The following is a 26,091-nucleotide window of genomic DNA, read 5'->3' as shown; positions in this document are numbered from 1 at the left end:
GGACTGTCTCACTTTTTATTTTTTGATCCGGCATCAGACCGAAAGTAATCGGCAATGCGACCCGCCAAAGCGACCGCCACCGCTGGCTTGCTCTGCGCCGGCCAATCTTCCGTGCCCGATGACGTGATGAAATGGATGGTATTGTCATCGCCCCCGAATGTGCCGGTTCCAGGCGATACATCATTTGCCAGAATCCAGTCACAGCCCTTTCGGGCGCGCTTTGCGACAGCTTTTTCAACAACCGATCCGGTTTCTGCTGCAAAGCCGACCACAAGCGCCGGTCGATTGGAGAGTGACTGGGCGATGGTTTTTAGAATATCGGGATTTTCTGTCAGGGTCAGCGTTGGACACTCCGCGCCATCCTGCTTTTTTAACTTCAGGTCGGATTCAGTCGCGATCCGCCAATCCGCAACGGCTGCGGCAAAGATCGCCACATCCACCGGCAGCGCAGACTGACAGGCCGCCAGCATATCCCGCGCGCTTTCCACCCTAATCGTGGAAACGCCAGGGGGATCGGGCAAATGCGTCGGACCGCTGACCAGGGTGACCGATGCCCCCTGGGCCGCAAGGGCCGTTGCAATCGCATGCCCTTGCTTGCCGGAAGACCGATTGGCGATATAGCGCACGGGGTCAATCGGTTCATGCGTCGGCCCGGTCGTGACAAGCGACTTGCGCCCCTTCAGCGGTAAATCCTTATCAGGAGACAGGGCCGCCTGAATGGCGGTGACGATGTCCGCTGGTTCCGATAACCGACCAAAGCCGAATTCGCCACAGGCCATGGGCCCTTCATCCGGGCCAATCACTGAAACACCGCGCGCTTTTAGTGTCGCCAGATTGGCCTGAGTGGCCGGATGATCCCACATGCGCACATTCATCGCAGGGGCCACCATGACCGGCTTATCCGTCGCCAACAGGACCGTGGTTGCCAAATCATCAGCCAGCCCGGCGGCCATTTTCGCCAATATATCCGCACTGGCGGGGGAAACGACGATCAAGTCCGCCTGTCTGGAAAGCTGGATATGGCCCATTTCCTGTTCATCGGTCAGGGAGAACAGGTCCTGATATACCTTGTCTTCACTCAGCGCCGCCAGCGATAGCGGGGTGACGAATTGTGCGCCGCCCCGGGTCAGAACACAGCGCACAGCAATGTCCTGTTCCTTTAGGCGTCGGATCAATTCCAGCGATTTATACGCTGCGATGCCCCCTGATACGATTAAGACAATGCGGTGTTGCGCCGCCATCTTTTCTTCCCGGACCGATTAAAAAACAGAATCTCTATGTAGATTAATCCGAGGCGCACCACAAGAGTGTGCTGGGACCGCAAAAGCGCCGGACTATTGGCAATTCACCCCGCCAAATTCACGGCAATCGCAGCCAACAGGGCGATAATGACAACCGGCCCCCACAGCTTGATATTGGTGCTGACACCTTGAGGCTCGCGCAGACTGCCGTCGGGGTTCATACCGTTCTTGGCCAGCCGATCCAGGGTTTCTTCCGCCTTTTGCAATGTGCGTGGCAGGCGCTCCAGCGTCTCCATCGTGTCGCGCAGCGTGTCGGTGATCCGTGCTTCTGGCCCGCGATTGACGATCATCCATTCCTCGATCAACGGCCTGGCCAGCAACCACATATTCAAAGAGGGGTTTAGGGTGCGCCCCACCCCTTCAGCGACCAACATTGTTTTCTGTAACAGCAACAGATCGGGCTGGGTGGGCATATCGAACCGCTCTGTGGTGCGGAACAATTGCTCCAGCAATCGGCCAACGGAAATCTCGTTTAACGATTTATCCAGAACAGGTTCCCCAATCGCGCGCAGGGCCTGGGTGAACAGATCGCGCGATTGCGTTGGCGGGACATAGCCGATTTCAAAATGCGCATCGGCAACGCGGCGATAATCGCGGCTGAGGAACCCAACCAGCGTATCGGCCATGAATATCCGCTGCCGCCGGGTTACACGCCCCATAATCCCGAAATCCACGGGACACAGGCGCCCATTTTCATCAATGAACATGTTTCCGGGATGCATATCCGCATGGAAATAACCATCCCGGAAAACCTGCAGAAAGAAAATCCGCGATGACCGGGCCAGGATATCATCAACATCATGACCGGCGGCGCGCAGGGCATCGACATCATCAATGTTAATTCCACGAATGCGCTCTGTCGTCAGCACGCGCTGGCCGGTGCGTTCCCAATCCACATCGACGACATGGAATCCTTCATCGCCTTCGCAGTTCTCTTTCAGTTCGGCCGCCGCCGCCCCTTCCAGGCGCAAATCCAGTTCGACCCGGATCCATTCTTCAAAGGTATTTACGACAGCGACGGGCTTCAGGCGGCGGATCGGGGGGTAAATCCGCTCCGCCATTTTCGCCAGAAACCGAAACAGGCCAACGTCGCGATCCAGCTTGTCGACAATACCGGGCCGCAGGACCTTGACCGCGACATCCCGCCCATCAGGCGTTACCGCGAAATGGACCTGCGCGATGGAGGCTGCGGCGACCGGATCCCGGTCAAACTGCGCAAAGGCCTGCATCAATGGCATTGCCAGGGTTTCTTCGATGGTCGCAATCGCCTGATCGGTTGGGAAAGGATCCAGCCCGTCCTGTAACAATTCCAAATCCCGGGCCACGTCCTCGCCCACCAGATCCGCACGCACCGACAGGGCCTGACCTAATTTGACGTAGCTGGGTCCCAGATCCGCAAAGGCGGCAGCAAGGCGTTCGCCGGGGCGACCCGGACGCTTGCGCCGGAACATAACCCGCAACAGCCAAACGCAGGCACGCAGAGGCGCAAACCGGCGGCTGACCTGTTCCAGCGGCCACAGCGCATCATGGCGGGCCAGGCTGCGCGCGATACCCACCAATCGACCAAGGTGTAAGAGACCCGTCAACATTGTTTAGATACGCCACCCCTGATGAATAGCCGCAATGCCGCCCGATAGATTGCGATAGGTGACCGTCTGGAACCCGACATTTCGCATTTTATCGCACAGGGCGTCTTGCGGCGGGAAACGACGGATGGATTCGGCCAGATAACGATAGCTTTCCTCATCCTTGGCGACCCATTTCCCCAACGCTGGCAAAACCTTGAAGGAATACGTGTCATAAACCTTATCCAGGACCGGCAGCGCAACCTGGCTGAATTCCAGGCACAAAAACCGCCCGCCTGGTCGCAGCACGCGATAGGCCTCGCTGAGGGCTGAGTCGATATCCGTCACGTTGCGCAGGCCAAAAGCAATTGTATAGGCATCCACACTGGACTCCGCGATTGGCAGGCGTTGGGCATCGCCAACGGTCCAGTCCAGCGACGTTAAAAGGGCCTTGTCGATGGCACGATCGCGCCCGACGCGAACCATATTTTCCGTCAGATCACAGACGGTGACGCGCGACCCGCCCGCTTCCAGGAAACGGAAGGCGATGTCCCCCGTTCCCCCGGCAACATCCAGCAGGTGTTGACCGGTCCGCGGGCGCAATTGATCGATCAGAGACGCCTTCCACAGCCGATGAACACCCCCGGACATCAGGTCGTTCATCAGGTCATAGCGCCCTGCCACAGAGGAAAACACCCCCTGAACCAGGCCGGGTTTTTCCTCTGGATTTACTGTTCTGTAGCCGAAGCTTGCGTTATCGCTGGTCTTTTCTGTCATGATGAGCCAGACAATAGCGCTGAGAAACCAGTAATCAAAGCATATCTGCCATGCCAGAGCTTCCAGAGGTCGAAACAGTATGTCGCGGGTTGCGCCCCGCCATGGTCGGGTTGCGTCTGTCACGGGTCGATCAACGCCGCGCAGACCTTAGATTTTCCTTCCCCGCGGGCTTTCAGGACCGATTGGAAGGACGCCGCATAACCGCCATCGACCGCCGTGCAAAATATATTTTGATCCGACTGGAAGATGGCTGGACCTGGCTGGTGCATCTGGGCATGTCCGGGCGATTCACCGTTGGTCCGGGCGGGCTTGCCACCAATGGTCAGGCCACCAGTGGTCAAGCGGGCCACAATTCCGGTTGGGCCCTGGGCGAAAAACACGACCATCTGATCGCCGAAATGGAATCGGGTGCGCGGGTCACCTATAATGATGCCCGGCGCTTTGGATATATGGACCTGATCCCACCGGGGGGAGAGGCCACCAGCCCGCACCTTATGAATCTGGGGCCGGAACCCCTATCAGAAGCCTTCAATGCCAGGCAATTTTCAGACGCCATTCGGGGTAAACGCACGCCGATCAAAGCTGCCCTGTTGGATCAGCGTCTGGTCGCCGGCTTGGGCAATATTTATGTCTGCGAGGCATTGTGGCGTGCAGGCATCAGCCCGAAACGTTCCGCCCATACCGTTGTAGGGCAGCGCGCAGAACGCTTGGTGCCCGCCGTAAAGGATGTTTTGACCGCTGCCATTGCCGCAGGCGGATCGTCTCTGCGGGACTATGTTCAGGCGACGGGCGAATTGGGATATTTCCAACATTCCTGGGATGCTTATGACCGGGAGGGGGATCTGTGTCGTCGTCCAGACTGTGATGGCACCATGATCCGCATCGTCCAATCTGGGCGATCCAGCTATTATTGCCCCCGCCATCAACGCTAGACACAGTAAATTTTTGCCGTGAAATCAAGCCGATCTATATCAGCATTGTGTGACGCAAAAAAACCGGATAGCAAACGTCCCATGAATTTTGTCAAACAGACAATGGCGCGGGGCGCATTCTTGGCTTTTCTGGGACTAACCTCTTTGGGGTTGGGGCCCAGCATTGTTGGGGGTATCGTCATCGGGCTGGCTGGCAGCACATCCGCTGGCGCACAGGCCTTTATTGAAGGGTCAGAGGACCTGCCCCTGGCCCCGATGCTGACACCGGTGGCGGAAGGGGCCGTGGTTTTCGATTCGCCTTCCGGTCGGATTGTTGAAGCGATCGCCTATGGCAATACCAGTCGGAATACCGTGACAGACTTCTACATCAAGACCTTGCCTGAATTGGGGTGGAAATCACTGGATGCAACGCATTATCATCGCGAAGGGGAGCGTCTGGTAATCGATTTTTTTGGCGCCGATGGGGCGCTGAATGTGCGGTTTACGTTGGTCCCGGAATAGGATGCCCCGGACATCGTTGACCGCGTTGGAAGAGACTGAACGCGCCACCAGGAATGACTTTGGACCGGCACCGCGTCGGACCGAAACGGAACAAACTAAGGGGAATGGAAGATGGGTTACGAGCAAATTCTGACAGAAAAGAAGGACGCTGTCGGTATCATCACATTAAACCGACCCAAAGCTTTGAACGCGCTGTGCGCGACCTTGATCAAGGAGCTGGGCCGCGCATTGGACGACATGGAAGCGGACGACGCCATTGGTGCCATCGTCCTGACCGGGTCGGAAAAGGCCTTTGCCGCAGGCGCCGATATCAAGGAAATGGCCGGTAAATCCTTTATGGATGTCTACCTGCAGAACTTCATTACCGAAGGCTGGGAGCGCGTGACGACCTGTCGCAAACCCGTGATCGCCGCGGTCGCAGGCTATGCCCTGGGCGGGGGCTGTGAACTGGCCATGATGTGCGATTTCATCATCGCCGCCGACACCGCAAAATTCGGACAACCGGAAATCACGATCGGCACGATCCCCGGCGCTGGTGGCACACAGCGCCTGACGCGCTTTGTCGGCAAATCGAAGGCCATGGAAATGTGCCTGACGGGTCGCCTGATGGACGCGGAAGAGGCAGAACGCGCTGGATTGGTCAGCCGGGTTGTCCCCGCAGAAGAGCTGCTGGGCGATGCCCTTAAGACTGCCGGTAAGATTGCCAATCTGTCGCGCCCTGTCGTCCTGATGGCCAAGGAATGCGTCAACCGGTCCTATGAAACCACGCTGGCGGAAGGCATCCGGTTCGAACGCCGCGTGTTCCATTCAACCTTCGCCACCGACGATCAGAAGGAAGGCATGGCAGCCTTTGCGGAAAAGCGCACCCCCAAATGGACCAACCGCTGATCCGGGACGCCCAGCGATAATAAAGAAGAAACACCGACTTTCGCTCGGTTGGGGTTGACGGGGGCCTTTTTGCTCCGTATAAGCGCCGCCGATCCAACACCGTGCCCCCGGCATTCCGGGTGGCCTATGAAATAAGAGATGTAAGACAATGGCGAATCATAAATCCGCGCTGAAGCGCATCCGCCAGACCAAGAAGCGGACCGATCTGAACACCGCGCGTCGCAATCGCATTCGCACCTATGTGCGTCGCGTTGAGGAAGCGATTGTCAGCGGTGACCGTGCTGCGGCGACGGAAGCGTTGAAAGTGGCAATGCCCGAACTGCATCGGGGCGTGTCCAAAGGCATCATGCACAAGAGCACCGTCAATCGGAAGCTCAGCCGCCTGGCCCAGCGCGTGAAAGCCGTCAGCGCTTAATATTCTCGTTTAGGGTGGCGTTAGCGCGCGCCCTATCTCAATAGCCGATATGAAAGACCGCCATTTGTTTTATAGATGGCGGTTTTTCATTGTCGCACTTCTGTCACAGAGTGCAGTGCGATATTTCCGACCCGCCTCCACGCAATTTCATCGAATTGTCATTTTCTGGTTCGCATGTAGCAGACTCGAAACAGTTTTTACCACTTCAATACCCAAGATCAGTATTTGTATCACACGTCCAGGAAACAAGCCATTTAGAGTCAACCGATTTATTTTCCGAATCGGGTAAGTTGTTCGCTTGATCGACCAAATTCGGATGCGTAAGATTGCTTCAGATGAGGTTGGTCAACCCCACCTAACGCCAGAAAAACGGGATGCCTGTCATGTATTTGATAGGTAAATTCCAGGGAACGTAAGAAATACCGTCTTTTTCGGCTATGACGTGCCGGAATAATACTTCCTATGGGCCTCGTTTTAGTGTGGCTTGCTGAGTTTTGGCAAGGGTTTCACTTGTTTGGTGAAATTTCTTGTTGGGATGAAAGGCAATATTCGTAAGATGTGCCGTGCACTTCTAACTGATGTCCTTTTGTCTCTTCCAGCCAGCCAAGTCTGGGTGATGTTGACCCCATATCGGTGTGACATCATCGCTGAGGGGCGATGATGGTCCGGTCCGGTTTATGTCGAAAGACATATCCCAGACGGAAAGGGGCAGGAAATGAGTTCGCGTCGCGGCAATGCCGTATGTCTGATGGTCCCATGCACTGCGCAGGCAGATGCGGAAGGAAGTTTCAGATGCGGTGCGGTTATGACAACGGCCATAATTCTGCGGGCTTTGGCCCCAGCGTGATTTTTTGGGGGTTGGACAGAAGTTTATGGATTTAAAAACAAATGAACAATGGGCGCGCGTTCGAGCCGGATTGCGCGAAGAGTTTGGGGAAAACGCCTATAAAAGCTGGCTTAAGCCCTTGACGCTGGAGGCTGTGGAAAATGGGACGGTGCATTTGTCCGTCCCCACACGATTCATGCGCAACTGGATTGAATCGCAATATGGTGCCCGGCTGGTTGCGCTGTGGTCATCTGAAAATTCTGAAGTCAAATCCGTTTCCGTCCGGCAGGCCCGTCAACGCCCGGCCCAGGAAGACGTCGCGCTGGACGCCGTCGCCGCCGAGGCGGGAGACCAGACTGTCGATCTGGAGGCTGTTGCCACCGCCAATCTGTGTGCGCCGGTCGATCCGCGATTCACATTTGGAACCTTTATTGTTGGCAAGCCCAATGAATTGGCCTTTGCCGCCGCCCGCCGGGTGGCAGAGGCCCCTAATGTCCCGTTCAACCCGCTGTTCCTGTTTGGCGGTGTGGGTCTGGGCAAAACCCATCTGATGCATGCCATTGCCGGGCAGATCCGCGCCAATGCCCCGCAAAAGCGGGTGCTGTATCTGTCCGCCGAGAAATTCATGTACCAGTTCATCCGGGCCTTGCGCTACAAGGACACAATGGCGTTCAAGGAGCTGTTCCGGTCCGTTGATGTCCTGATGATTGACGATGTCCAGTTTATCGCCGGCAAAGAGAACACCCAGGAAGAATTCTTCCATACCTTCAATGCACTGGTGGATCAGAACCGGCAGGTCGTCATTTCCGCCGATAAATCTCCCGCAGAGCTGGATGGCATCGAAGACCGCATGAAATCCCGTTTGGGTTGGGGGCTGGTCGCGGAGATTCACAGCACCACCTATGAATTGCGCCTGGGCATTCTTCAGTCCAAGGCCGACCAGATGCATGTCGACGTGCCCATCAAGGTTCTGGAGTTCCTGGCCCATCGCATCACATCGAATGTACGCGAATTGGAAGGCGCGCTGAACCGTCTGGTCGCCTATGCCAATCTGGTAGGTCGCCCGATCAATCTGGAAAACGCTCAGGAGGTTCTGCATGACCTGTTGCGCGCCAATGATCGCAAAGCCACGATAGAAGAAATCCAGAAGCGGGTCGCAGAACATTTCAACATAAAGATTTCTGAGATGCATTCCGCACGCCGCAGCCGTGCTGTCGCAAGGCCCCGTCAAGTGGCGATGTATCTGGCAAAGCAATTGACCGCGCGGTCCCTGCCCGAAATTGGACGCAAATTCGGGGGTCGCGATCATACGACCGTCATGCATGCCGTTAAAAAGGTCGATGAACTGCGCCAATCAGACCACAGTTTTGCAGAAGATGTGGAACTGCTGCGTCGCATGCTGGAAGGGTGATTCGCGAATCGGGTGATTTTTCATCCTTTTGGGCGACGAAACACCAATCCGCTGTTGCCTCAGACGATCCACTATATCTTGTAGATCACTCAAAAAACTGACGTAATTTCAAATACTTGTGGTGACGCCGGAAATTTATCGCGAAATCTGTGATGGCGCGCCCTGATTCTGCAAAAAAAGCGGGCGTTATCGGGCATGCATGCTATAGTCCCATCCCGGTCGGACAGTCTGCGCAGACATGCAGGATTTCCTTGTTCGACGGGCGGAATCCGGCGATGCGATTCAGCCTGGATCATCCGAAGCACGAGAATTTCATCCCGTTCTGGGAAGGCTTTTTTCAAAGCGCTTTTTGCAACGGGGCATGGGAAGCAAGAGAGAGTTTTGGGAGCGTGCCTGTATGAAAGGGCTTCTTAACCCTGCACAGCGCATAATCGGACAACAACCACGGAAATGATCATTTAAGCCATGAAACTGACCATCGAACGGGCCGCGCTGCTTCGCGCATTAAACCACGTCCAAAGTGTCGTTGAGCGCCGCAATACCATTCCGATCCTCGCCAATGTTCTGGTTGAGGCCAAAGACGGCATGCTGAGCCTGAATGCCACGGATATGGATATCTCCATCGTTGAGAAAACGGTTGCTGAGGTTTCCTCTCCCGGGTCGATCACTGCGCCTGCGCATACGTTGTATGACATCGTTCGCAAACTGCCGGAAGGGGCGCAGGTTGATCTGGATGCCAGCGGTGGCGGGGATCGCCTGGTCCTGTCGTCTGGACGGTCACGGTTCACCTTGCAGACCCTGCCGACAGAAGATTTCCCGGTCATGACAGGGGGCGATATGCCCCATAGTTTCGATCTGGATTCCGGGGCGATGCGCACCCTGATCGATCGTACGCGCTTTGCAATTTCGACAGAAGAAACCCGCTATTATCTGAACGGTATCTATGTCCATGCGGTCACAGAGGGCGATCCGAAGCTGCGCGCGGTTGCCACCGATGGCCATCGCCTGGCCCGGGTTGAAATCGATCTGCCTGAAGGGGCGGAGACGATGCCCGGCGTCATCATCCCCCGCAAGACCGTCGCGGAATTGCGCAAGCTGATTGAAGAAGCAGATGGGGCGATCACGATTTCCCTGTCCGAAACAAAAGTCCGCTTCGAATTTGATGGTGCGGTGCTGATATCTAAATTGATTGATGGCACCTTCCCGGATTACGAACGGGTCATTCCCACCGGCAATGACAAGATCCTGAAAGTGGATCGCGAGACCTTCTCTCGCGCGGTAGACCGCGTGTCGACCATTGCGACCGAAAAACTGCGCGCCATCAAGCTTAGCATCGATTCAGGTCAGGTTACCCTGAGCGCGTCGAGCCAGGAGAATGGTACCGCTATCGAAGAACTGCAGGTGGATTACGACAAGGAATCCATCGAAATCGGCTTCAATGCCCGGTATCTGATGGATATCGCCGATCAAATCGAAAGCAGCCAGGCGGAATTCCATCTTGCCGATGCAGCGTCACCGACCATCGTGCGCGATGCGGAAGACCCTGGCGCGTTGTATGTCCTCATGCCGATGCGAGTGTGATTGCACCCGTGAGCACAATGGCCGCAGCGAAGAAACCATTCGACGCATCATCGGCCGCCCCTGCGCTTAGAATTCGGCGGCTGCGTCTCAGCGCGTTTCGGAACTATCAGGCGGTGGCGCTGAATCCTGATGCGCGCCCGGTCGTGCTGACCGGACCCAACGGGGCGGGCAAGACAAACCTGTTAGAGGCCTTGTCGATGCTGACCCCCGGGCGCGGTTTGCGGCGCGCCAAAACCGGGGAAATGGATCGCATTGATCCAGACAGCCCCCCCGTTTCGGGAGCCGCCTGGGCCGTGGCGGGCACTGTCGAAACCCCCTTTGGCCCTGTGGAATTGGGCACCGGGCGAGACCCGGAAGGGGAACGCAGACTGGTCCGCATCGATGGAGAGGCGGAACGCAGTCAGGCCGCCCTGGGCGAACATTTATCCGTTGTCTGGTTGACGCCCCAGATGGATCGCCTGTTTCAGGAATCTGCCGGTGAACGCCGTCGCTTCCTGGATCGTTTGATTTACGGCTTTGACCCAGCCCATGCCGGTCGGGTCAATGCCTATGACAAGGCCCTGCGCCAACGGGCGCGCCTGTTGAAAGATGGCGGTGCAGACACCGCCTGGCTGGGTGCACTGGAATCGCAGATGGTTGAGCGGGGGATCGCGATTGCCGCGGCCCGGCTGAGCCTGACAGATCGTTTGGCCCGTGCCTGTGCCCGTGCAGAAGGTCCCTTCCCAGGGGCTGACCTAGCGGTTCAGGGGGATGTCGAAGCCTGGCTGTCTGGAACGTCTGCACTGGAAGCAGAGGAACGCTTTGCAGCCGCCTTGCATCAGGGGCGCGGGCGTGATGCAGAAACCGGCGGGGCGGCGATTGGGCCACACCGATCCGATCTGGCGGTGACGCATCGGGATAAAGGACTGCCCGCCGGACAGTGTTCAACCGGGGAGCAGAAAGCCCTGTTGATCGCCATTGTCCTGGCCCATGCGCGCCTGCAAGGGGCGGAACGGGGTGCAGGACCGGTCCTGTTGCTGGACGAAGTGGCCGCACATCTGGATGAGGCCCGGCGCGATGCTTTGTTTGAAACGATTTTGGGGTTGGGCTTACAGGCCTGGATTACAGGGACGGATCAGAACGTCTTTGGCACCTTTGGGGATCAGGCCCAGTATTTCGCGGTGGAGGCGGCACAGGTCCGCCCCATCGAATTGTGACTGAGTTGATGATAAATAATAAGGTAAGACCGATATGAGCGACGATCAAACAGACGTCCAACGCGAAAACGACGCCTATGGCGCAGACTCCATCAAGGTCCTGAAGGGCCTGGAAGCCGTGCGCAAACGGCCGGGCATGTATATCGGGGACACCGATGACGGCACCGGGCTGCATCATATGGTCTATGAAGTCGTCGACAATGCGATTGACGAGGCGCTGGCGGGTCATTGCGATATCGTCAAGGTCGCCCTGAATGGTGATGGATCCGTCACCGTGTCGGATAATGGTCGCGGCATCCCCACCGAACTGCACCCGACCGAAGGCATTTCGGCGGCAGAGGTCATCATGACCCAGTTGCATGCAGGCGGGAAGTTCGACCAGAATTCCTATAAAGTATCGGGCGGTCTGCATGGGGTTGGCGTTTCCGTGGTGAACGCCCTGTCTTCCTGGCTGGAACTGGAAATCAAGCGCGGCGGCAATATCTATCGCATGCGCTTTGAGCATGGCGATGCCGTGGAGCCGCTGAAGATTGTCGGGCCCAGTGGTGGTGCGAAGGGGACACAGATCACCTTCATGCCGTCGCAGGAAACCTTCACCATGGTCGAATTTGATTTCGGCACGCTGGAACACCGGCTGCGGGAACTGGCCTTCCTGAATTCCGGCGTCAATATCGAACTGACGGATTCCCGCTCTGCCGATAAGAAGATCGTCAATCTGCACTATGACGGCGGCGTGAAGGCTTTTGTGAAATGGCTGGACCGATCCCGCCAAAGCCTGCATGGCGATCCGATTTTCATCACGGGTGAGAAAGACGGCCTGACCGTTGAATGCGCGATGCAGTGGAATGACAGCTATCACGAAAACATGCTGTGTTTCACCAATAACATCCCCCAGCGGGATGGGGGCACCCATCTGGCCGGTTTCCGCGGCGCGCTGACCCGCCAGATCAACGCCTATGCCGGGGAAAGCGGGATCGGCAAGAAAGAGAAAGTCTCCATGTCGGGGGACGATGCGCGCGAAGGCCTGACCTGTGTCCTGTCCGTAAAGGTACCTGACCCGAAATTCTCCAGCCAGACCAAGGACAAGCTCGTCTCCTCCGAAGTCCGTCCTGTGGTGGAAGCGGTCGTGAATGACAAATTGTCGGAATGGTTCGGGGAAAACCCTGCCGAAGCGCGCCGCATTGTTCAAAAGGTTGTGGAAGCCGCCGCCGCCCGCGAGGCCGCCCGCAAGGCGCGCGAACTGACCCGCCGCAAGGGTGTCTTAGACATCGCCTCCCTGCCCGGCAAACTGGCCGATTGTCAGGAGCGCGACCCTGCCAAATCTGAATTGTTCCTGGTCGAGGGTGACAGCGCTGGTGGCTCTGCAAAGCAAGGGCGCAATCGCAAAAATCAGGCGATCCTGCCGCTGAAAGGGAAAATCCTGAATGTAGAGCGCGCACGCTTTGACAAGATGCTGTCCAGCCAGGAAATCGGCACGCTGATCACCGCGCTGGGCACCGGCATTGGCAAGGATGATTTCAATTTTGAAAAGGCGCGCTATCACAAGATCATCATCATGACCGATGCGGATGTCGACGGCAGTCACATCCGGACTCTGTTGCTGACCTTCTTTTATCGCCAGATGCGCAGCCTGGTGGATGCGGGCTTTTTGTATATCGCACAACCCCCGCTCTATCTGGTCAAAAAGGGTGAGCGCAAGCTGCACTATATGAAGAATGACAAGGCGCTGGAGGCATATCTGACCGGGAACGGCCTGACAGATGCCATCCTGACCGACGCCAATGGGGCCCAGCGCGGCGGCGAAGATCTGCGCGCGATTGCCGATCAGGCCCGAGATGCGAAACATTTTATCGAACCCCTGGCGCGGTCCTGTGGCAGTGCCCAGGTGATCGAACAACTGGCAATCTGTGGCGCGATGAGCGCGACCGTACAGCAGAATCTGGAAACCGCCCAGAATGCCGCTGAATTTATCGCCAAAGTGCTGAACCGTCTGGCCGATGAACATGCCAGGGGCTGGACCGGCATCGCGACGGAAGAAGACGGTTATACCTTCACCCGCATCAATCGCGGTGTGACGGAAAAAATCAATGTCAGCCCAGAATTACAGCGCAGCGGCGAAGCCCGCAAACTGGATGGCATGGCCGCCCATCTGCAGGAAGTCTATGGCAGCACCGGGGCCACCCTGCAGATCAAAGACGAAACCTTCCGCATCGACGGGCCCATAAACCTGATCGACAAGATCGTCCAGACCGGCCGCAAGGGCCTGTCGATACAGCGCTATAAGGGCCTGGGGGAAATGAATCCCGATCAATTATGGGAAACCACCCTGGACCCCGAAGCCCGCACTCTGTTACAGGTCAAGGTCGCCCATGGCGACGACGCCGACACCGTGTTTTCCACCCTGATGGGCGACATCGTCGAACCCCGCCGCGACTTCATCCAGGAAAACGCCCTGAAGGTCGCCAATCTGGATGTTTGATGGGGTGTAGAGCGGCTTCACATGTAGGGATTTGATGTATCATTGCGCGAGTTTCTCACGATAGGGAACGCGTGCCGGTACATTGTGGATAGTGCCTGCATCCGAGGAAAAGTTCTCCAGATTTTGCATTGGTTCTCTCAATCATCGTTGAACCACAACGCGGGCAGGACTTGGCTTTAAGCTTACGGTCCGCAGCACGCCTTTTTATGTTTCTAAGATGGAGGCGTCTTGTCCGGAAACCAGGATCCAGACGATGCTTCATTAGCGTCTCAATTAGGCACGGCAAGTCTTGCTCGGCAAGTAAAGGGTCACGCTTTGACTTTATAAATGTAACCAGGTCGAAAACGCCATTCCGCACTTCATCAGGCATTGATGTTTTGAGCTTACAGCCACCCAAAAACACAATGACATTGAATACATGTCGCTGGTCCAAGCCGAGTATATCCTGTACCGCCTTTACATGCGCATAGTTCTGTCTAAGCGGATTCTGAAACTGGAATTTCTTTCGGAATAATTGCTGTGTCCACCTTTCCTGATTTGAACTCCCAAAGATCCATCCGTTCATATTTTTGGTTTCGACAACAAATATTCCGAAGGGCGAGATAACGAGATGGTCAATCTGTGTGGTGCCATCCTCGAATGGCAGAGTTACATCCTTGAAAAGACGAAAGACATCCCTGTTGAGCAAAAGCCTCATGCCAAAATTGACTTTGAATTCGCCAATCTGTCCTTTGAACCACGCAGACCGAAGAATCAAAATCACCGGTACTAAAGCGAACAACAGGTATCCACCAAATGACCCCATCCTATTCTTCCTGCAAGCCAGCCTGTAAATAACCGAAGATCAGAATAACATTGCCTTCTTCCCTCCTGAACCAAATTTGCTCTGAAACCATCGATAAGGATAAGATTCCTCGCCCTAAATGAAAGGGCTCTTAAAGTGGCCTTTTTCTGCCGGGAACCATGTAAATCTGTTGTCATTGGATAGAGCCATAGGACCGTGAACGCTGAGATCTCTTATCTTTATGCTGTACGAATGTTTAACTCTAAGCAGGACTCAAGAGGAAGCCCGGTCGATGGATAAAGTGTTTGATCACGTTAGAAAGTGACTTTCCTTACAAACTTCGTGAGATTCGAAATGATAATTGCTACCCCCTGACATAGGGAAACCTGTCGCTTGAAAGGGACGTTCCAGAATGTTTAGTGCTGAACATTTACAAGACTGGATTGGGCGAAGCCAGGAGGCGGGTGATGTTCTGCGGGCGCAGCCGGCGCAATTCATGCAGGCGACCTTAGACCGAGAACCTTCCTTAAAGGATGGCGACCTCTTGCCGCCCCTATGGCATTGGCTGTATTTTCTGGAGGCCAAGCGGGCGAGTGAGTTGGGCCGCGATGCGCATCCGAAGAAGGGGGGCTTCCTGCCGCCGGTCAGCCTGCCACGGCGCATGTGGGCCGGGGGGCGCCTGACCTTTCACACGCCGTTGATTTTGGGACAGGCCGCTGTAAAGCGGTCCACCATCAAGTCCGTTTCTGAAAAATCTGGTCGGTCCGGGTCCCTGTGCTTTGTGACGGTCGAGCACGAGGTTTTCCAAGGGGATTACCTGGCCCTGACGGAAGAGCATGACATCGTCTATCGCGAAGACCCGGCCCCTGATGCGCAAAAGCCGTTACCGGCGCCAGCGCCAGACAATCCGGAATTCTCTCAAGTTGTTATGCCGACCGAAGTGATGCTGTTTCGCTATTCTGCGCTGACCTTCAATGGTCACCGCATCCACTATGATGTGGACTATGCCCGCCAGGTTGAAGGCTATGAAGGATTGGTGTTTCACGGGCCACTGACGGCAACCCTACTGGTCGACCTTGCCCGTACTGAAATGCAGAAAAGCCCGAAGCGCTTTTCCTTTCGGGGTAGTGCCCCGATATCTGGCCCAGCCTCATTTCATCTGGAAGGGCGTCGCTCAACAGACGGGATAGACCTGTGGGCCAGGCGTCAGGATGGCGCGCTGGCCATGTCCGCAACGGTGCAATTTTAGGCCAACACGATGGGATCTCCATTACAAAGTTTTTCTGACACAGTCGCCGACTGGGCCAGCCAACCGGTTCTAACAACCACGCCGGAGGCCTATGAGGCCGCGCGCATCAGCCTGATCGATACACTGGCCTGTATGATCGTAGGCGCGCGCGAGCAACAACCCACCGCGGCGCGAGAGGCGCTGCTCTTTGGCCAGGAACACGGTCCCATCCTGGCCATTGGGGGCAATGAAAAACTGTCCCTGTTGGGTGCAACATTTTTGAATGGTGTGCGGGCCCATGCCATCGATTTTGATGATTATGAATTCCCTGCCTCCACCCATCCCAGCGCGGCGCTCTTTGCGGCCCTGTTCAGTCTTGCGCAGGTTCTGCCGCTTTCCCTTAATCAGATTTGTGACGCCTGGATTGTTGGCTATGAAACCATTGTCTGGATGGGCCGAGCCCTTGGATTTGGGCATTATGACAAGGGCTGGCATGCCAGTGCGACATTGGACCCGATTGGCACAGCGGCAGCAGCCTCCCGTGCTTTGGGTCTGACGCAGCAGCAAATGTCCAACGCCATGGCTCTGGCAACCAGTTCCTCCTCTGGCCTTAAGCGTCAGTTCGGGTCCGATACCAAGGCGTTTCATATCGGACTGGCCGCGGAGAATGGGCTGCGCGCCGCCCTATTGGCGCAAGCAGATGCCACAGCCAACACACAGATTTGGGACGCCCCTCAGGGCTTTATGGATCTCTATGGGGCAGCGGGGTCGGTTCCCTTTGCTGAGATGATGCAGACTATGGCGTTGGGTCACGCCGTGCGCATTTTTCCCGTGGCGCGAAAACTCTGGCCCAGTTGCTCCTACACGCATCGGGCCATCCTGGGTGCGGAGCGGCTGCATCGCGACGTGCCGGACGATGACCCAATTATCGGCATTCAAGTGCGCCTGCCCGAACCCTTTTATCGCGTCGCTTGTTTTCACGTACCGCAAAATGAGGCGGAGGCGCGGTTTTCGGTCAGCTACTGTACGGTCGTTGGCCTGTTGACAGGCCATGTCACGCCTGAGGATTTCCATCCCCATCGCTTTAACCAGCCTGACCGCCAGAGGCTGGCGCAGCTGGTTGAAATTGATGCCTATGATCTGCCTCCTGGCGATCCGGGTGAATTTGGGCCAACCACGGTTGAAACCATCACAGTAACACTGCGCTCTGGTCGGACCTTACAGACTGAAACATGCGATGTGCCCGCCGTAACTCTGCCGATCACCCGGGAAGAACTGGTACGGAAAGTAACAGATTGCGGGGCATCCTGTGATCTGGTCGACACTTGTTTGGCTCTGGACGGGAAAACCATACTGTCGGAAACAGGCCTGTTGGATGCCAGACAAGCCGTCTAGAGAATTGCTTCTGCGACACTATATCCTTTTGGTGTCTGCGGTCTTTATGCTAGGGCTTTTTGCCGCAACGAAGAGTGATCGATGACATCAATATCCCGCCCTATAGACAGAGTGCTGCGCATTTTTTGCGTGCTGTCGCTGTTGGTCGTGTCGATTGTTCATCATCCATCTGTCTTTGCCCAGAATACATTTGCGCTTACCGCCGCGAATGGGTCCGTCGATCTTGGGGGTTATGTCGCGCCGGATGGGTCTATCCCCGTTCTGTGTATCGCAGGAGGAAACACGCAAGGCCCGGTCAAGATCAACAAGGGGCAATGTGATTTCTGTCGCAATGTTTCCGTCGCGGCGCTGCCACAGCCATCTAACCTGTTTGAAGCCTGCGCGCTTTCCGTTACCGCGCGCATTTTCTTTGCCGCGCCGGACGATATTTCCCGGCAGGTGGTTTATACCAATGCCTCCCCACGGGGTCCTCCACCGCGCAATCAAACACTGTAAATCGGGCCCGATTTCGGCCCATCCCGTTTGATTGTCCGGCCCGCGCGTTTTCAGGCGCAGGCTGGATTTTGATGGAGACTTCCGATGAACTTCCTAAACACACTGCGTGGCTGGGCCGCGTTGCTTGTTATTATGCTTATCCCCCTTTCCGCCGCACAGGCACAGGTCAGCACCGTTGATGTGCTGGGGCGCACCGTCACATTGCCCGAACCGGCCAAGCGCGTCGTACTGGGTTTCTATTATGAAGATTTCCTGGCGATCACCGGCCCCGGGGCCATCGATAAGGTGGTTGGCCTGTCCCGCACCCCCTGGAAAGACTGGCGCCCAAAGCAATATGAAGCCTATTTGAAAGCAATGCCCCAAATTGCGGAGATTCCCGATATCGGCGATACGGAAACCGGAGATTTTTCGGTTGAGAAAGTCATATCCCTGAAACCCGATCTGCTGATCCTGTCGGCATGGTCCTGGAAAGCCCTGGGACAGAATGTGGATCAGTTTGACCAGGCGGGAATTCCAGTTGTCGTGATCGACTATAACGCCCAGACACTGGAGAAGCATCTGGCATCCACCCATGCATTAGGGACCTTGATGGGCACAAAAGACCGGTCCGACGCCCTGGCTGCCCTGTATGAGACTGCCTATCAGGATACAATGGCCCGTGTTTCGAAAGCAGGCCCATCCGATAAAAAAGTCTATGTCGAACTGGCACAAAAGGGACCGCAGACGATCGGCAACAGCTATGGCAATGGCATGTGGGGCGGCGTTATAGAGGGCCTGGGCGGGAACAACATCGCCAAGGGGCAAATCGAAAACTGGGGTCCCCTGAACCCGGAATATGTCCTGGCCCAGCAACCCGACATCATTCTGCTGGCCGGGTCCGAATGGATCAATCAGGACCAATCCGTCCAGGTGGGATTTTCTGCTGATCCGGCCTTAGCCCGTCAGCGGATGCAGGCCTATCTGACCCGCCCCGGCTGGTCGGATCTGCCGGCTGCAAAATCTGGCAATGTCTATGCCATTTACCATGGGGGAGCACGCACCCTGTCAGATTTCATCTATGGCCGTTATATCGCCAAGGCACTGTATCCAGACGCCTTTGCGGATGTCGATCCGGATGCGGAAATCAAGGCCTATTATAAGGCATGGCTGCCGATTGAAGCCCAGGGCGTCTATGTCCTGGCCCTGGATCCGGCGAAGAAATAGGGCGAAACGACATGTCCGACACCAGCATCCGCACGCGCTATGCCCGTGCGGAGGGTCGCAGGATCGTGCTGATCCTGATGGCGATCCTCGTTCTGGCCGCACTTGTCCTATTGGACCTGTTGACGGGTCCGTCGGGCATGTCATTGGCTGATCTGTCACAGGCCTTTAGGGCGGGACCAGCGGGGGAAGACCGCACCGCCGCAACCATCCTGTGGCAGATCAGAATGCCCCAGACCATGATGGGGGTCATTGTGGGGGCCTGCCTTGGGATTGCCGGGCTGCAGATGCAGACCATATTGGCCAATCCCCTGGCCAGCCCTTTCACATTAGGATTCTCAGCCTCCGCTGGATTTGGGGCGGCGCTGGCCATTATGTATGGCGGCTGGATACCGCTGCCTTCCTTTCTGATCATCCCGATCAGCGCCTTTGTCATGACACTGGTTGCCTGCGCGATCATCTATGTCATAGCCGTCTGGCGCGGGGCGACACCGGAAATGCTGGTCCTGTCTGGCATAGCCGTCCTGTTTTTCTTCCAATCGCTGCAATCGCTGCTGCAATTCATGGCGTCGCCGGAGGTCTTACAGCAGATCGTTTTCTGGCTGTTTGGGACTTTGCTGAAGGCCAACTGGACCAGTGTATCGGTCAGTGGCCTGATCCTGGTGATCTGCCTTCCCTTGGTCCTGCGGGATATTTGGAACCTGACCGCGATGCGGCTGGGCGATGCAAATGCCGCCAGCCTGGGATTGAACCTGCAGGCCATGCGCCAGCGCACATTTATCATTGTCGCCTTGTTGACCTCCGCTGCGGTTTGTTTCGTTGGGACCATCGGTTTTGTCGGTTTGATCGCCCCCCATGTCAGCCGCGCCGTGATTGGGGAGGATCATCGCTATGCCATCCCCCTATCGGCAATTACCGGCAGCATCATCCTAATCAGCGCATCGGTGTTGGGCAAAATGCTGTCGCCCGGCACGGCCATTCCGGTTGGCATTATCACCGCCATTGCCGGCATACCGATGCTGATGGCCGTCATCCTGAGCCATAAGGGAGCAGGCAAATGACCCATTTAACGCTTCAGGCCGTAACGGTTGCACGGGCGGGGCGGTGCATCATTGCCCCGCTTGATCTGACCCTGTTTGGCGGCACGATGACCGCCCTGGTCGGGCCCAATGGCACGGGCAAGACAACCCTGTTGGCGGCGATTGCCGGGCACCTGCCCTTTGGGGGTGATATCCAGTTGGACGGTGCGCGCCTGGACACCGCAACAGTAAGCTATCTTCCCCAGACCCATGGCGTTTCGTCACGTCTGACCGTGCTGGAAGTACTGCTGCTGGGGCGTCGGGAAACACTGGGTTGGCGCATTTCCGACCAAGACCTGAACGCCGCGACACAAGTGATGGCACATTTCATGATTTCGGATTTTGCGGACCGTTCCATCGCGACGCTGTCGGGCGGGCAACAGCAGATCGTGTTGTTGGCGCAGCGCCTGATGCGCAGACCGCGTGTGGTTATCCTGGATGAACCGACCAGCGCCCTGGATCTGCACCACCAACTGTCCGTTCTGGCGGTCTTGCGATCCTATGCACAGGACAATGACGCCATCATTTTGGCTGCGATCCATGATCTGAACCTGGCGTCACGGCAATGTGATTCAATCGCCCTGCTGATGGAGGGGGCGCTGCACTGTCATGGTGACCCGCAAGAGGTGCTGACGGCACAGACAATCAAAACCGTGTATCGGGTGGAAATCGACGCCTATCAGAACCAGTCCGGCCATGTTCTGAATATCCCGATTTCCCCGGAAGATGTGTTCGCGCGGTGATAGATAGGCAACCCGGCTGGCGGATGAGTATCAGCGCCGCGTAACCAGAATCGTCGCGCCATCCGGCCCGGCCAGTTCGGTGTGTTCCAGCCCGGCCGCGACGGTGATGGTGTTGCCAGGCGTCGCGACCACTGGACCCTCGGGTTTGTCCACTGTCAACTGACCGGCCTGAATGAACAGAAACAATGTCTCGTCATGGCTGTGGGGCGCGTTGAATCGATCCGCCTCCACCATTTTCTGTATCGGATCACAAAATCCATCCTGCTGCGCCTTAGCGCGAAACGCTGCTTCCGAAGCGGATATATCACCTTGCATTTGATCAATGTCCTCCCTCAACACATCTTCGTGCACAGTTTATCGGAAACAGATATATCACGGCAATGCGCCTTGGTAAGGGGGTATAGGTACGGGCGGGACAGGATACAGACCCTGAATGACATCCAATCCCTTTCAATTAGGGCCCAAGGGCTGATACGCTAAACGGTCGAAATATCCAAAACCATGACACAGATAGGCTTACCATGGCACGGTCGCGCAAATCCGCAGAACAAGAACTACAGCGTCTGCAAATGATGCTGCGCGCCATGAAGGATCAGAAAGACGATGCGGCGCAAAAAATCCGTGACCGGATCGCGGCAATTGAACTGGAACTGGGCGGCGGCAATTCCGCTGGTTCTGGTAAATCCGGCCCCAATATTCTGGTTATTGTCGCCCTGGTGCTGCTGGTCGGTATCCTGGCCTTCATCGCCATGTATTTCGGTATTCGCATCAGCCAAACATGATTTATATTCTTTATGTTCTTTTTATAACTTGACAAAAAATATAGTATAGGTTTATAGAAATAATAAGAGCAACCAAAAGGATTATCTTCACAAACTGAGGGTATTCTTGACACAGGCGGAATTCCGCCTTTTTTACGCAATTACAAAGGAACAAAAAGGGAATAAATAGCATGACCTACTTCAAAAACTCACTCCCACGTGCTTCCGTCGATGATCTGGTCGCCCGGGTCAAACCTGTATACGGCTACCGATATGTGCCAAGCCTGGGACGCTTTGTACGTCGTGAAGAAATCCCCGACGATATACTGAATGGTCGGGCGAAAATTGCGATCCCGGAGCCGAACCCACCCGTCATTCAATATGCGGGCACCGGAAAAGCCCCGACCCAGGGTCCCAAGGCCATCGACACGACGCAACACCCGCCATCGACCATCGAAGACCCGATCCAGGCCTCGATTGAGCGCATTCGCGCGCGTCAAAAACCGTCACCCCAACCCGGTGCGTCCGCTCAGGCCCAAATTGATGATTTCATGAAGGGCAAGATGCAGGACCGACGCTATTGGGATCCCAACCAAAAGGATGATGCCTATCGTGATGGTGTAACAAAACTTTGGCAACTCAGCTATCCCGGTCGCTATCAGCCTGGCAGTTGGGGTCGGGATGATCACCCTGCTGTGGATCTGGACACGCTGCGCGCGGAAAGCAGGCGCGTGCTGCCGTCCGGCCCGCATAAGGCGCCAGGCCCGACGCAGGCCACCCCGCTTTCCGCCAAGGCCAGCGTATCTTCAAACCAGTCAGGCCAAGCATCAAGCCAGGCACCAGGCCGGACAGCGGGAAACAACTCCACCCTGCCGCAAAACCCGAATACCAGCGCGCCCTCTACACCAGAGGCCCGCAATGCCTTTGCCAAAGGCGTCGCCGAACACCTCGGCCTGATCCCCAAATCTCCAGAGACAGGGGTGCAGGTAGCGCAAGCGATACCGCTTCCAGGACCAGCAGGTATTGCCGCTGCTGGTGTTGCCGCCCATGACCTTGGCCAGCAGCTTGGGGATAAATATGGCAAAGATATTGACCGTGCCCTGGACGGGGCCTGGGACGCGATCACCGGCGGCCAAAACAGCGTTACGCCAGCAGAGCCGTTGCCGAACCAGACACAGTCGCCCGCCGACCCGCCCGATCTGGACGATACGCCCGCAGGCCGCCCCGATCAGTCCAATGAGACCCTGGGCGGTTACACGCTCACCTTCCCAGATGGCAGCAAGCACAAGGGTTTCGACACCCTGCCCCCATCCGAAGACCAATCCGATACCCTGCCCCAGGGCACAATCTTGAATATGAAAGATGACACGGGAAATCCGTATAATCTTGATGTATCCGGCGCCCCTAAGAAGGTTGTAGACCGCTATACTAAATTCGTCCGAAAGGTTTCCCCAAACACACAACGGGCAATTGGCAGAGTCTTATCGAACAATGCGCGCCTCTCAACTAAAGGAAATTCAAACAATACGACAAACGATGTTACAAAAACTGTAAGGGGTTATCCAATTCCAGAAATGTATGCTGATATGGAAAAAATTGTGTTGGATCATGGCGGCAAGTACAGTGACATAAAAAGGGACATAGACAAAGAAACCGGAAAGCCTTTTCGGTATTTTGAAGCCAGCGATGGGACGAATATTACTGCGAGAGAATTTTCAAGTGACCGAAAGCCTACCAATCAGATTACCGTAACTCGTGGAGGTGGCACCAAACACCACCTGAAAATACGATACGAAAGGGCACAGAAATGAAAGTCGGCTTTGAGAGTGACCGTTACTTTCGGGCCTATACGGTGGAAGAGGCAAATGGGCTGTTTCGCGCGGCCAAGGAGCGCATTTTCGTGCCGCAGGATCAATCGCGGCTGTTCACCAAGAATGATTCCCTGCTGCCCTTCTTTAACAATCCAGACTGGAAATGCATTGCGATCAGCAGCTGTGCCTACGAATCTATGCTAAGCGAATCCCCGCCAGGCGTGCCAAGTGATTTGCCGCAACATTATGTGTTTTTCGAAGATGATGAGGCTTCAGACATTTGGGATGTTATGCGTCCCCTTTGGATTGCCTTGATTGAGCGGGGAATTGACGAAGTCCTCCATATGCCTGTTTTCACACAGGGCTCAAACATTGGGGCCATCGCGACGCCGCCAGGCTCCATAAATGCCGGCATTGCGTATTTTCAGGAACTCTTCATTTGTATGGGCGCGGGGGGCTTCATGTTCTCACGGGAGGAAAGCTGGGGGGTCTGCACGGATCTGGATTTCTACACCATGCTGGGCGGCGAACCGGATTTCATTGATCGTGTTATTGAAATATCAGGCGGTTTGGATGTGCTGATGCATGATTTAGATTTTTACTGGGGGGCTGAGTCCGATAGATGCGAACACCCAAAGAATTTGGCTTGGATGTATGAATGCGCAGGTTGGGAAGTTCCCGACTTCATCGGCGGCACCCGCAAGACGCCCTATGATCTGGTCGACGTCCTCAAGAACCGCTGAAGGCTGGATAACAATCTCAGCCCCCCTCAGAAAGACCGCAATTCCGCCACATGGCAGCAAGATTTGACAGCCACCTTTAAAATTAAAGAGGGCAAACTGAAACCGGAAGCATTCGTTTGGACGGACCGGGACTAAGAAAGGCTGTATTCTATGAGACTATATCCTGAAACAGATATTGGGCGCGCGGACGACAACCCAAATGATATTAGGTCAACTGTGGTACAGGGAAAAAGAACTCGGGTCCAAAATCTGGGTGATGGAACGACTATTACGTTTTTGACAAACTCTAAAATCAAGAGTCTGACGAATTATGTCATCACAAACAATAATGAAAGAAAAGTGATCGCTAACTTCAAAACCAGATACAAATACGCCAGCGGAGACTGAGAAAATGAAAGTTGAATACTATCAAAATTGCTATTATCGTGTCTATGACGAAATGGAAACCAAACAACTATTCATGCCTGTTTTCGATAAAATTTTCGTTTCTCCTGATCATCTGAATTCTTTGACGAGTTCACCAATTCGTGGATCAGCATTATTTAGAGACCCGACATGGAAAATCATCGGATTTGGCTCAGCGGCATGGGGGGGAATTTCCTCTTACATCAGACCGTCCGCCCCTAAAAAATGTGTGCAACATGATCGAGAAACTGACAAATGGGACTTACTTCGGCCTCTTTACGTTACCCTCGTTGAAAGAGAGGTGGATGAGGTTATTCACATGAACCGGTTAAAAACTTCTGATCATGAGCATCGTGCGGAAAATGGTGCTATATCCTCATTGCCTTTGGCAAATACAACCACGCGTGCAAACTTGGAACCTCTCAACATTCTAACTTCAGGATGCATGTTCTCTCGCGATGGCGATTGGGGGCTGTTTGGTGACGACGATACGGTAACGATTCTAGGCGGTGAGCCACAGTTGATGGCCCGCGTTATAGAACTTGCCGGTGGTGAAGATTTCCTAAGAACAGATTTTGATCAGTGCTGGATTGATCACTACGTCATGAGCGCTCCTGTCGACCATGACTGGACCTTCGCATGCTATGAGTGCATCGGGTGGCCCGTGCCAGACATCATCCGCAATCTGGAGCCGGGACAAAGCCTGGACCGATCCCATCTCAGTTGGATCAATGACGTGGCCGACAAGGGCAGGGAATGAGAAAAATCCCGTCATTTTGGTTAGATATGCAAAGGCGCAGTAATGAAAGTCGAGTTTGAGAATGACCGATACTTTCGGGCCTATACGGTCGACGAGGCGGATGTGTTGTTTCGGGCGGCAAAGGAGCGCATTTTCGTGCCGCAGGATCAATCGCGCCTATTCACCAAGAATGATGCCCTACTGCCCTTCTTTAACAATCCAGACTGGAAATGCATCGCGATCTGCGGGTGCGCCTATGAATCGATGCTGAGCGAAGCACCCCAAACGGGGGCCCCAAAAGATTTGCCGCAACGGTTTATGCATTTCGATGACGGGGAATCCTTTGAGGTTTGGGATGTTATGCGACCGCTTTGGATCGCCCTGATAGAGCGGGAAATTGACGAGGTTCTCCATCTGCCTGTCTTTACGCGATGGTCAGACATTGGTGCGATCGCGACCCCGCCCGGTTCCATAAATGGCGACATGGCCTTTTCCTATGATCTTCTCATTACGAAAGGTGCAGGCGGCTTCATGTTCTCGCGCGAGGAAAACTGGGGAATCTGCACGGATCTGGATTTCTATACCATGTTGGGCGGCGAACCGGATTTTATTGATCGTATTATCGAACTTTCAGGCGGATTGGATATCCTGATCCAGGACCTGGATGCCTATTGGGGGAGATCCTCTAAAAGATGCGAGCATCCAAAAAATTTGGCTTGGATGTATGAATGCGCAGGCTGGGAAGTTCCCGACTTCATCGGCGGCCCCCGCAAGACGCCCTATGAACTGGTCGATGTCCTAAAGAACCGCTGACGGCCGGATAAAGGGTTCAGCGC

Annotated in this window: 24 protein-coding genes; 19 read left to right on the top strand and 5 right to left on the bottom strand. The window is 55.4% G+C overall.

The genetic code is table 11. From position 1 onward, the window contains the following. Positions 1-8: 8 nt before the first annotated feature. From coaBC to ubiE, 3 genes are all read right to left on the bottom strand, one after another. Positions 9-1,241, bottom strand: a complete 1,233-nt coding sequence (gene coaBC, locus ACOSDM_RS05180) for a bifunctional phosphopantothenoylcysteine decarboxylase/phosphopantothenate--cysteine ligase CoaBC (RefSeq protein ID WP_420723427.1) — start codon at positions 1,239-1,241, stop codon at positions 9-11. A gap of 104 nt (positions 1,242-1,345) precedes the next feature. Continuing rightward, positions 1,346-2,890: a 2-polyprenylphenol 6-hydroxylase gene (ubiB, locus tag ACOSDM_RS05175; RefSeq protein ID WP_420723426.1), complete on the bottom strand. Its 1,545-nt coding sequence runs from the start codon at positions 2,888-2,890 to the stop codon at positions 1,346-1,348. 3 nt (positions 2,891-2,893) lie between these two features. Next, positions 2,894-3,643 (bottom strand): bifunctional demethylmenaquinone methyltransferase/2-methoxy-6-polyprenyl-1,4-benzoquinol methylase UbiE, encoded by a 750-nt coding sequence (gene ubiE / locus ACOSDM_RS05170; RefSeq protein WP_420723425.1) that lies wholly within the window; start codon positions 3,641-3,643, stop codon positions 2,894-2,896. 50 nt (positions 3,644-3,693) lie between these two features. Between ubiE and mutM the strand changes: the two genes are divergently transcribed. The 8 genes from mutM to gyrB all read left to right on the top strand — a co-directional run bounded on the left by mutM (position 3,694) and on the right by gyrB (position 13,872). Next, a complete protein-coding gene (gene mutM, locus ACOSDM_RS05165) occupies positions 3,694-4,575 on the top strand; it encodes a bifunctional DNA-formamidopyrimidine glycosylase/DNA-(apurinic or apyrimidinic site) lyase (protein ID WP_420723424.1) in 882 nt (293 codons plus the stop codon). 81 nt (positions 4,576-4,656) lie between these two features. Beyond that, positions 4,657-5,076: a hypothetical protein gene (locus ACOSDM_RS05160; protein WP_420723423.1), complete on the top strand. Its 420-nt coding sequence runs from the start codon at positions 4,657-4,659 to the stop codon at positions 5,074-5,076. A 111-nt stretch (positions 5,077-5,187) separates the two neighbouring features. Beyond that, positions 5,188-5,964: an enoyl-CoA hydratase gene (locus tag ACOSDM_RS05155; RefSeq protein WP_420723422.1), complete on the top strand. Its 777-nt coding sequence runs from the start codon at positions 5,188-5,190 to the stop codon at positions 5,962-5,964. A gap of 148 nt (positions 5,965-6,112) precedes the next feature. Beyond that, positions 6,113-6,379, top strand: coding sequence for a 30S ribosomal protein S20 (rpsT, locus tag ACOSDM_RS05150; protein WP_420723421.1), 267 nt, complete (start codon positions 6,113-6,115; stop codon positions 6,377-6,379). An 872-nt stretch (positions 6,380-7,251) separates the two neighbouring features. Then, complete coding sequence (dnaA, locus tag ACOSDM_RS05145) at positions 7,252-8,616, top strand: chromosomal replication initiator protein DnaA (RefSeq protein ID WP_420723420.1); 1,365 nt, start codon at positions 7,252-7,254, stop codon at positions 8,614-8,616. A gap of 465 nt (positions 8,617-9,081) precedes the next feature. Next, positions 9,082-10,197: a DNA polymerase III subunit beta gene (dnaN, locus tag ACOSDM_RS05140; protein ID WP_420723419.1), complete on the top strand. Its 1,116-nt coding sequence runs from the start codon at positions 9,082-9,084 to the stop codon at positions 10,195-10,197. 17 nt (positions 10,198-10,214) lie between these two features. Continuing rightward, positions 10,215-11,393: a DNA replication/repair protein RecF gene (gene recF, locus ACOSDM_RS05135; RefSeq protein ID WP_420723638.1), complete on the top strand. Its 1,179-nt coding sequence runs from the start codon at positions 10,215-10,217 to the stop codon at positions 11,391-11,393. Positions 11,394-11,427: 34 nt separating this feature from the next. Next, positions 11,428-13,872 carry a DNA topoisomerase (ATP-hydrolyzing) subunit B gene (gene gyrB / locus ACOSDM_RS05130; protein ID WP_420723418.1) on the top strand — a complete coding sequence of 815 codons (2,445 nt, stop codon included), beginning with the start codon at positions 11,428-11,430 and terminating at the stop codon, positions 13,870-13,872. 55 nt (positions 13,873-13,927) lie between these two features. Here gyrB and ACOSDM_RS05125 read toward each other — a convergent pair whose 3' ends face one another. Beyond that, on the bottom strand, positions 13,928-14,677 hold the full coding sequence (locus ACOSDM_RS05125; protein WP_420723417.1) for an NERD domain-containing protein: 750 nt from the start codon (positions 14,675-14,677) through the stop codon (positions 13,928-13,930). A gap of 391 nt (positions 14,678-15,068) precedes the next feature. On the opposite strand from ACOSDM_RS05125, the gene ACOSDM_RS05120 reads away from it, so the two are divergent. From ACOSDM_RS05120 to ACOSDM_RS05095, 6 genes are all read left to right on the top strand, one after another. After that, positions 15,069-15,905 (top strand): FAS1-like dehydratase domain-containing protein, encoded by an 837-nt coding sequence (locus ACOSDM_RS05120; protein WP_420723416.1) that lies wholly within the window; start codon positions 15,069-15,071, stop codon positions 15,903-15,905. Between the two features lie 9 nt (positions 15,906-15,914). Next, positions 15,915-17,279, top strand: coding sequence for an MmgE/PrpD family protein (locus ACOSDM_RS05115; RefSeq protein WP_420723415.1), 1,365 nt, complete (start codon positions 15,915-15,917; stop codon positions 17,277-17,279). 81 nt (positions 17,280-17,360) lie between these two features. After that, complete coding sequence (locus tag ACOSDM_RS05110; RefSeq protein ID WP_420723414.1) at positions 17,361-17,774, top strand: hypothetical protein; 414 nt, start codon at positions 17,361-17,363, stop codon at positions 17,772-17,774. 84 nt (positions 17,775-17,858) lie between these two features. Further along, entirely contained in the window at positions 17,859-18,977 is a 1,119-nt protein-coding gene (locus ACOSDM_RS05105) for an ABC transporter substrate-binding protein (RefSeq protein WP_420723413.1), read from the top strand. Between the two features lie 11 nt (positions 18,978-18,988). Next, the gene (locus ACOSDM_RS05100; protein WP_420723412.1) at positions 18,989-20,035 is read left to right on the top strand and encodes a FecCD family ABC transporter permease; all 1,047 of its coding nucleotides are present in this window, start codon (positions 18,989-18,991) and stop codon (positions 20,033-20,035) included. Beyond that, positions 20,032-20,796, top strand: a complete 765-nt coding sequence (locus tag ACOSDM_RS05095) for an ABC transporter ATP-binding protein (protein WP_420723411.1) — start codon at positions 20,032-20,034, stop codon at positions 20,794-20,796. The genes ACOSDM_RS05100 and ACOSDM_RS05095 overlap by 4 nt, the downstream gene beginning before the upstream one ends. Positions 20,797-20,826: 30 nt before the next feature. Here ACOSDM_RS05095 and ACOSDM_RS05090 read toward each other — a convergent pair whose 3' ends face one another. Beyond that, entirely contained in the window at positions 20,827-21,111 is a 285-nt protein-coding gene (locus ACOSDM_RS05090; protein WP_420723410.1) for a cupin domain-containing protein, read from the bottom strand. A gap of 206 nt (positions 21,112-21,317) precedes the next feature. Between ACOSDM_RS05090 and ACOSDM_RS05085 the strand changes: the two genes are divergently transcribed. The 5 genes from ACOSDM_RS05085 to ACOSDM_RS05065 all read left to right on the top strand — a co-directional run bounded on the left by ACOSDM_RS05085 (position 21,318) and on the right by ACOSDM_RS05065 (position 26,068). Continuing rightward, a complete protein-coding gene (locus tag ACOSDM_RS05085) occupies positions 21,318-21,578 on the top strand; it encodes a hypothetical protein (RefSeq protein WP_420723409.1) in 261 nt (86 codons plus the stop codon). A gap of 170 nt (positions 21,579-21,748) precedes the next feature. Next, entirely contained in the window at positions 21,749-23,368 is a 1,620-nt protein-coding gene (locus tag ACOSDM_RS05080) for a hypothetical protein (protein WP_420723408.1), read from the top strand. Next, positions 23,365-24,111: a hypothetical protein gene (locus ACOSDM_RS05075; protein ID WP_420723407.1), complete on the top strand. Its 747-nt coding sequence runs from the start codon at positions 23,365-23,367 to the stop codon at positions 24,109-24,111. The genes ACOSDM_RS05080 and ACOSDM_RS05075 overlap by 4 nt, the downstream gene beginning before the upstream one ends. Before the next feature lie 391 nt (positions 24,112-24,502). After that, positions 24,503-25,276: a hypothetical protein gene (locus ACOSDM_RS05070; RefSeq protein ID WP_420723406.1), complete on the top strand. Its 774-nt coding sequence runs from the start codon at positions 24,503-24,505 to the stop codon at positions 25,274-25,276. Positions 25,277-25,318: 42 nt separating this feature from the next. Next, positions 25,319-26,068, top strand: a complete 750-nt coding sequence (locus tag ACOSDM_RS05065) for a hypothetical protein (protein WP_420723405.1) — start codon at positions 25,319-25,321, stop codon at positions 26,066-26,068. The last annotated feature ends 23 nt before the right edge of the window (positions 26,069-26,091 follow it).

The organism is Hwanghaeella sp. LZ110, assembly GCF_048892525.1.
Classification (GTDB): Bacteria; Pseudomonadota; Alphaproteobacteria; order UBA8366; family Aestuariispiraceae; genus Pacificispira.
This window is presented reverse-complemented; position numbering and strand designations above follow the sequence as displayed.

Excerpts from the sequence above, each read along its gene's own strand:
- coaBC (WP_420723427.1), bottom strand. The coding sequence starts at position 1,241 with ATGGCGGCGCAACACCGCATTGTCTTAATCGTATCAGGGGGCATCGCA.
- ACOSDM_RS05070 (WP_420723406.1), top strand. The coding sequence starts at position 24,503 with ATGAAAGTTGAATACTATCAAAATTGCTATTATCGTGTCTATGACGAA.
- ACOSDM_RS05080 (WP_420723408.1), top strand. The coding sequence starts at position 21,749 with ATGACCTACTTCAAAAACTCACTCCCACGTGCTTCCGTCGATGATCTG.
- rpsT (WP_420723421.1), top strand. The coding sequence starts at position 6,113 with ATGGCGAATCATAAATCCGCGCTGAAGCGCATCCGCCAGACCAAGAAG.
- ACOSDM_RS05095 (WP_420723411.1), top strand. The coding sequence starts at position 20,032 with ATGACCCATTTAACGCTTCAGGCCGTAACGGTTGCACGGGCGGGGCGG.
- ACOSDM_RS05155 (WP_420723422.1), top strand. The coding sequence starts at position 5,188 with ATGGGTTACGAGCAAATTCTGACAGAAAAGAAGGACGCTGTCGGTATC.
- ACOSDM_RS05160 (WP_420723423.1), top strand. The coding sequence starts at position 4,657 with ATGAATTTTGTCAAACAGACAATGGCGCGGGGCGCATTCTTGGCTTTT.
- ACOSDM_RS05115 (WP_420723415.1), top strand. The coding sequence starts at position 15,915 with ATGGGATCTCCATTACAAAGTTTTTCTGACACAGTCGCCGACTGGGCC.
- ACOSDM_RS05100 (WP_420723412.1), top strand. The coding sequence starts at position 18,989 with ATGTCCGACACCAGCATCCGCACGCGCTATGCCCGTGCGGAGGGTCGC.
- ACOSDM_RS05085 (WP_420723409.1), top strand. The coding sequence starts at position 21,318 with ATGGCACGGTCGCGCAAATCCGCAGAACAAGAACTACAGCGTCTGCAA.
- ubiE (WP_420723425.1), bottom strand. The coding sequence starts at position 3,643 with ATGACAGAAAAGACCAGCGATAACGCAAGCTTCGGCTACAGAACAGTA.
- recF (WP_420723638.1), top strand. The coding sequence starts at position 10,215 with ATGGCCGCAGCGAAGAAACCATTCGACGCATCATCGGCCGCCCCTGCG.
- dnaA (WP_420723420.1), top strand. The coding sequence starts at position 7,252 with ATGGATTTAAAAACAAATGAACAATGGGCGCGCGTTCGAGCCGGATTG.
- ACOSDM_RS05110 (WP_420723414.1), top strand. The coding sequence starts at position 17,361 with ATGACATCAATATCCCGCCCTATAGACAGAGTGCTGCGCATTTTTTGC.
- ACOSDM_RS05075 (WP_420723407.1), top strand. The coding sequence starts at position 23,365 with ATGAAAGTCGGCTTTGAGAGTGACCGTTACTTTCGGGCCTATACGGTG.
- gyrB (WP_420723418.1), top strand. The coding sequence starts at position 11,428 with ATGAGCGACGATCAAACAGACGTCCAACGCGAAAACGACGCCTATGGC.
- mutM (WP_420723424.1), top strand. The coding sequence starts at position 3,694 with ATGCCAGAGCTTCCAGAGGTCGAAACAGTATGTCGCGGGTTGCGCCCC.
- ACOSDM_RS05065 (WP_420723405.1), top strand. The coding sequence starts at position 25,319 with ATGAAAGTCGAGTTTGAGAATGACCGATACTTTCGGGCCTATACGGTC.
- ACOSDM_RS05090 (WP_420723410.1), bottom strand. The coding sequence starts at position 21,111 with ATGCAAGGTGATATATCCGCTTCGGAAGCAGCGTTTCGCGCTAAGGCG.
- ACOSDM_RS05125 (WP_420723417.1), bottom strand. The coding sequence starts at position 14,677 with ATGGGGTCATTTGGTGGATACCTGTTGTTCGCTTTAGTACCGGTGATT.
- ACOSDM_RS05120 (WP_420723416.1), top strand. The coding sequence starts at position 15,069 with ATGTTTAGTGCTGAACATTTACAAGACTGGATTGGGCGAAGCCAGGAG.
- ACOSDM_RS05105 (WP_420723413.1), top strand. The coding sequence starts at position 17,859 with ATGAACTTCCTAAACACACTGCGTGGCTGGGCCGCGTTGCTTGTTATT.
- ubiB (WP_420723426.1), bottom strand. The coding sequence starts at position 2,890 with ATGTTGACGGGTCTCTTACACCTTGGTCGATTGGTGGGTATCGCGCGC.
- dnaN (WP_420723419.1), top strand. The coding sequence starts at position 9,082 with ATGAAACTGACCATCGAACGGGCCGCGCTGCTTCGCGCATTAAACCAC.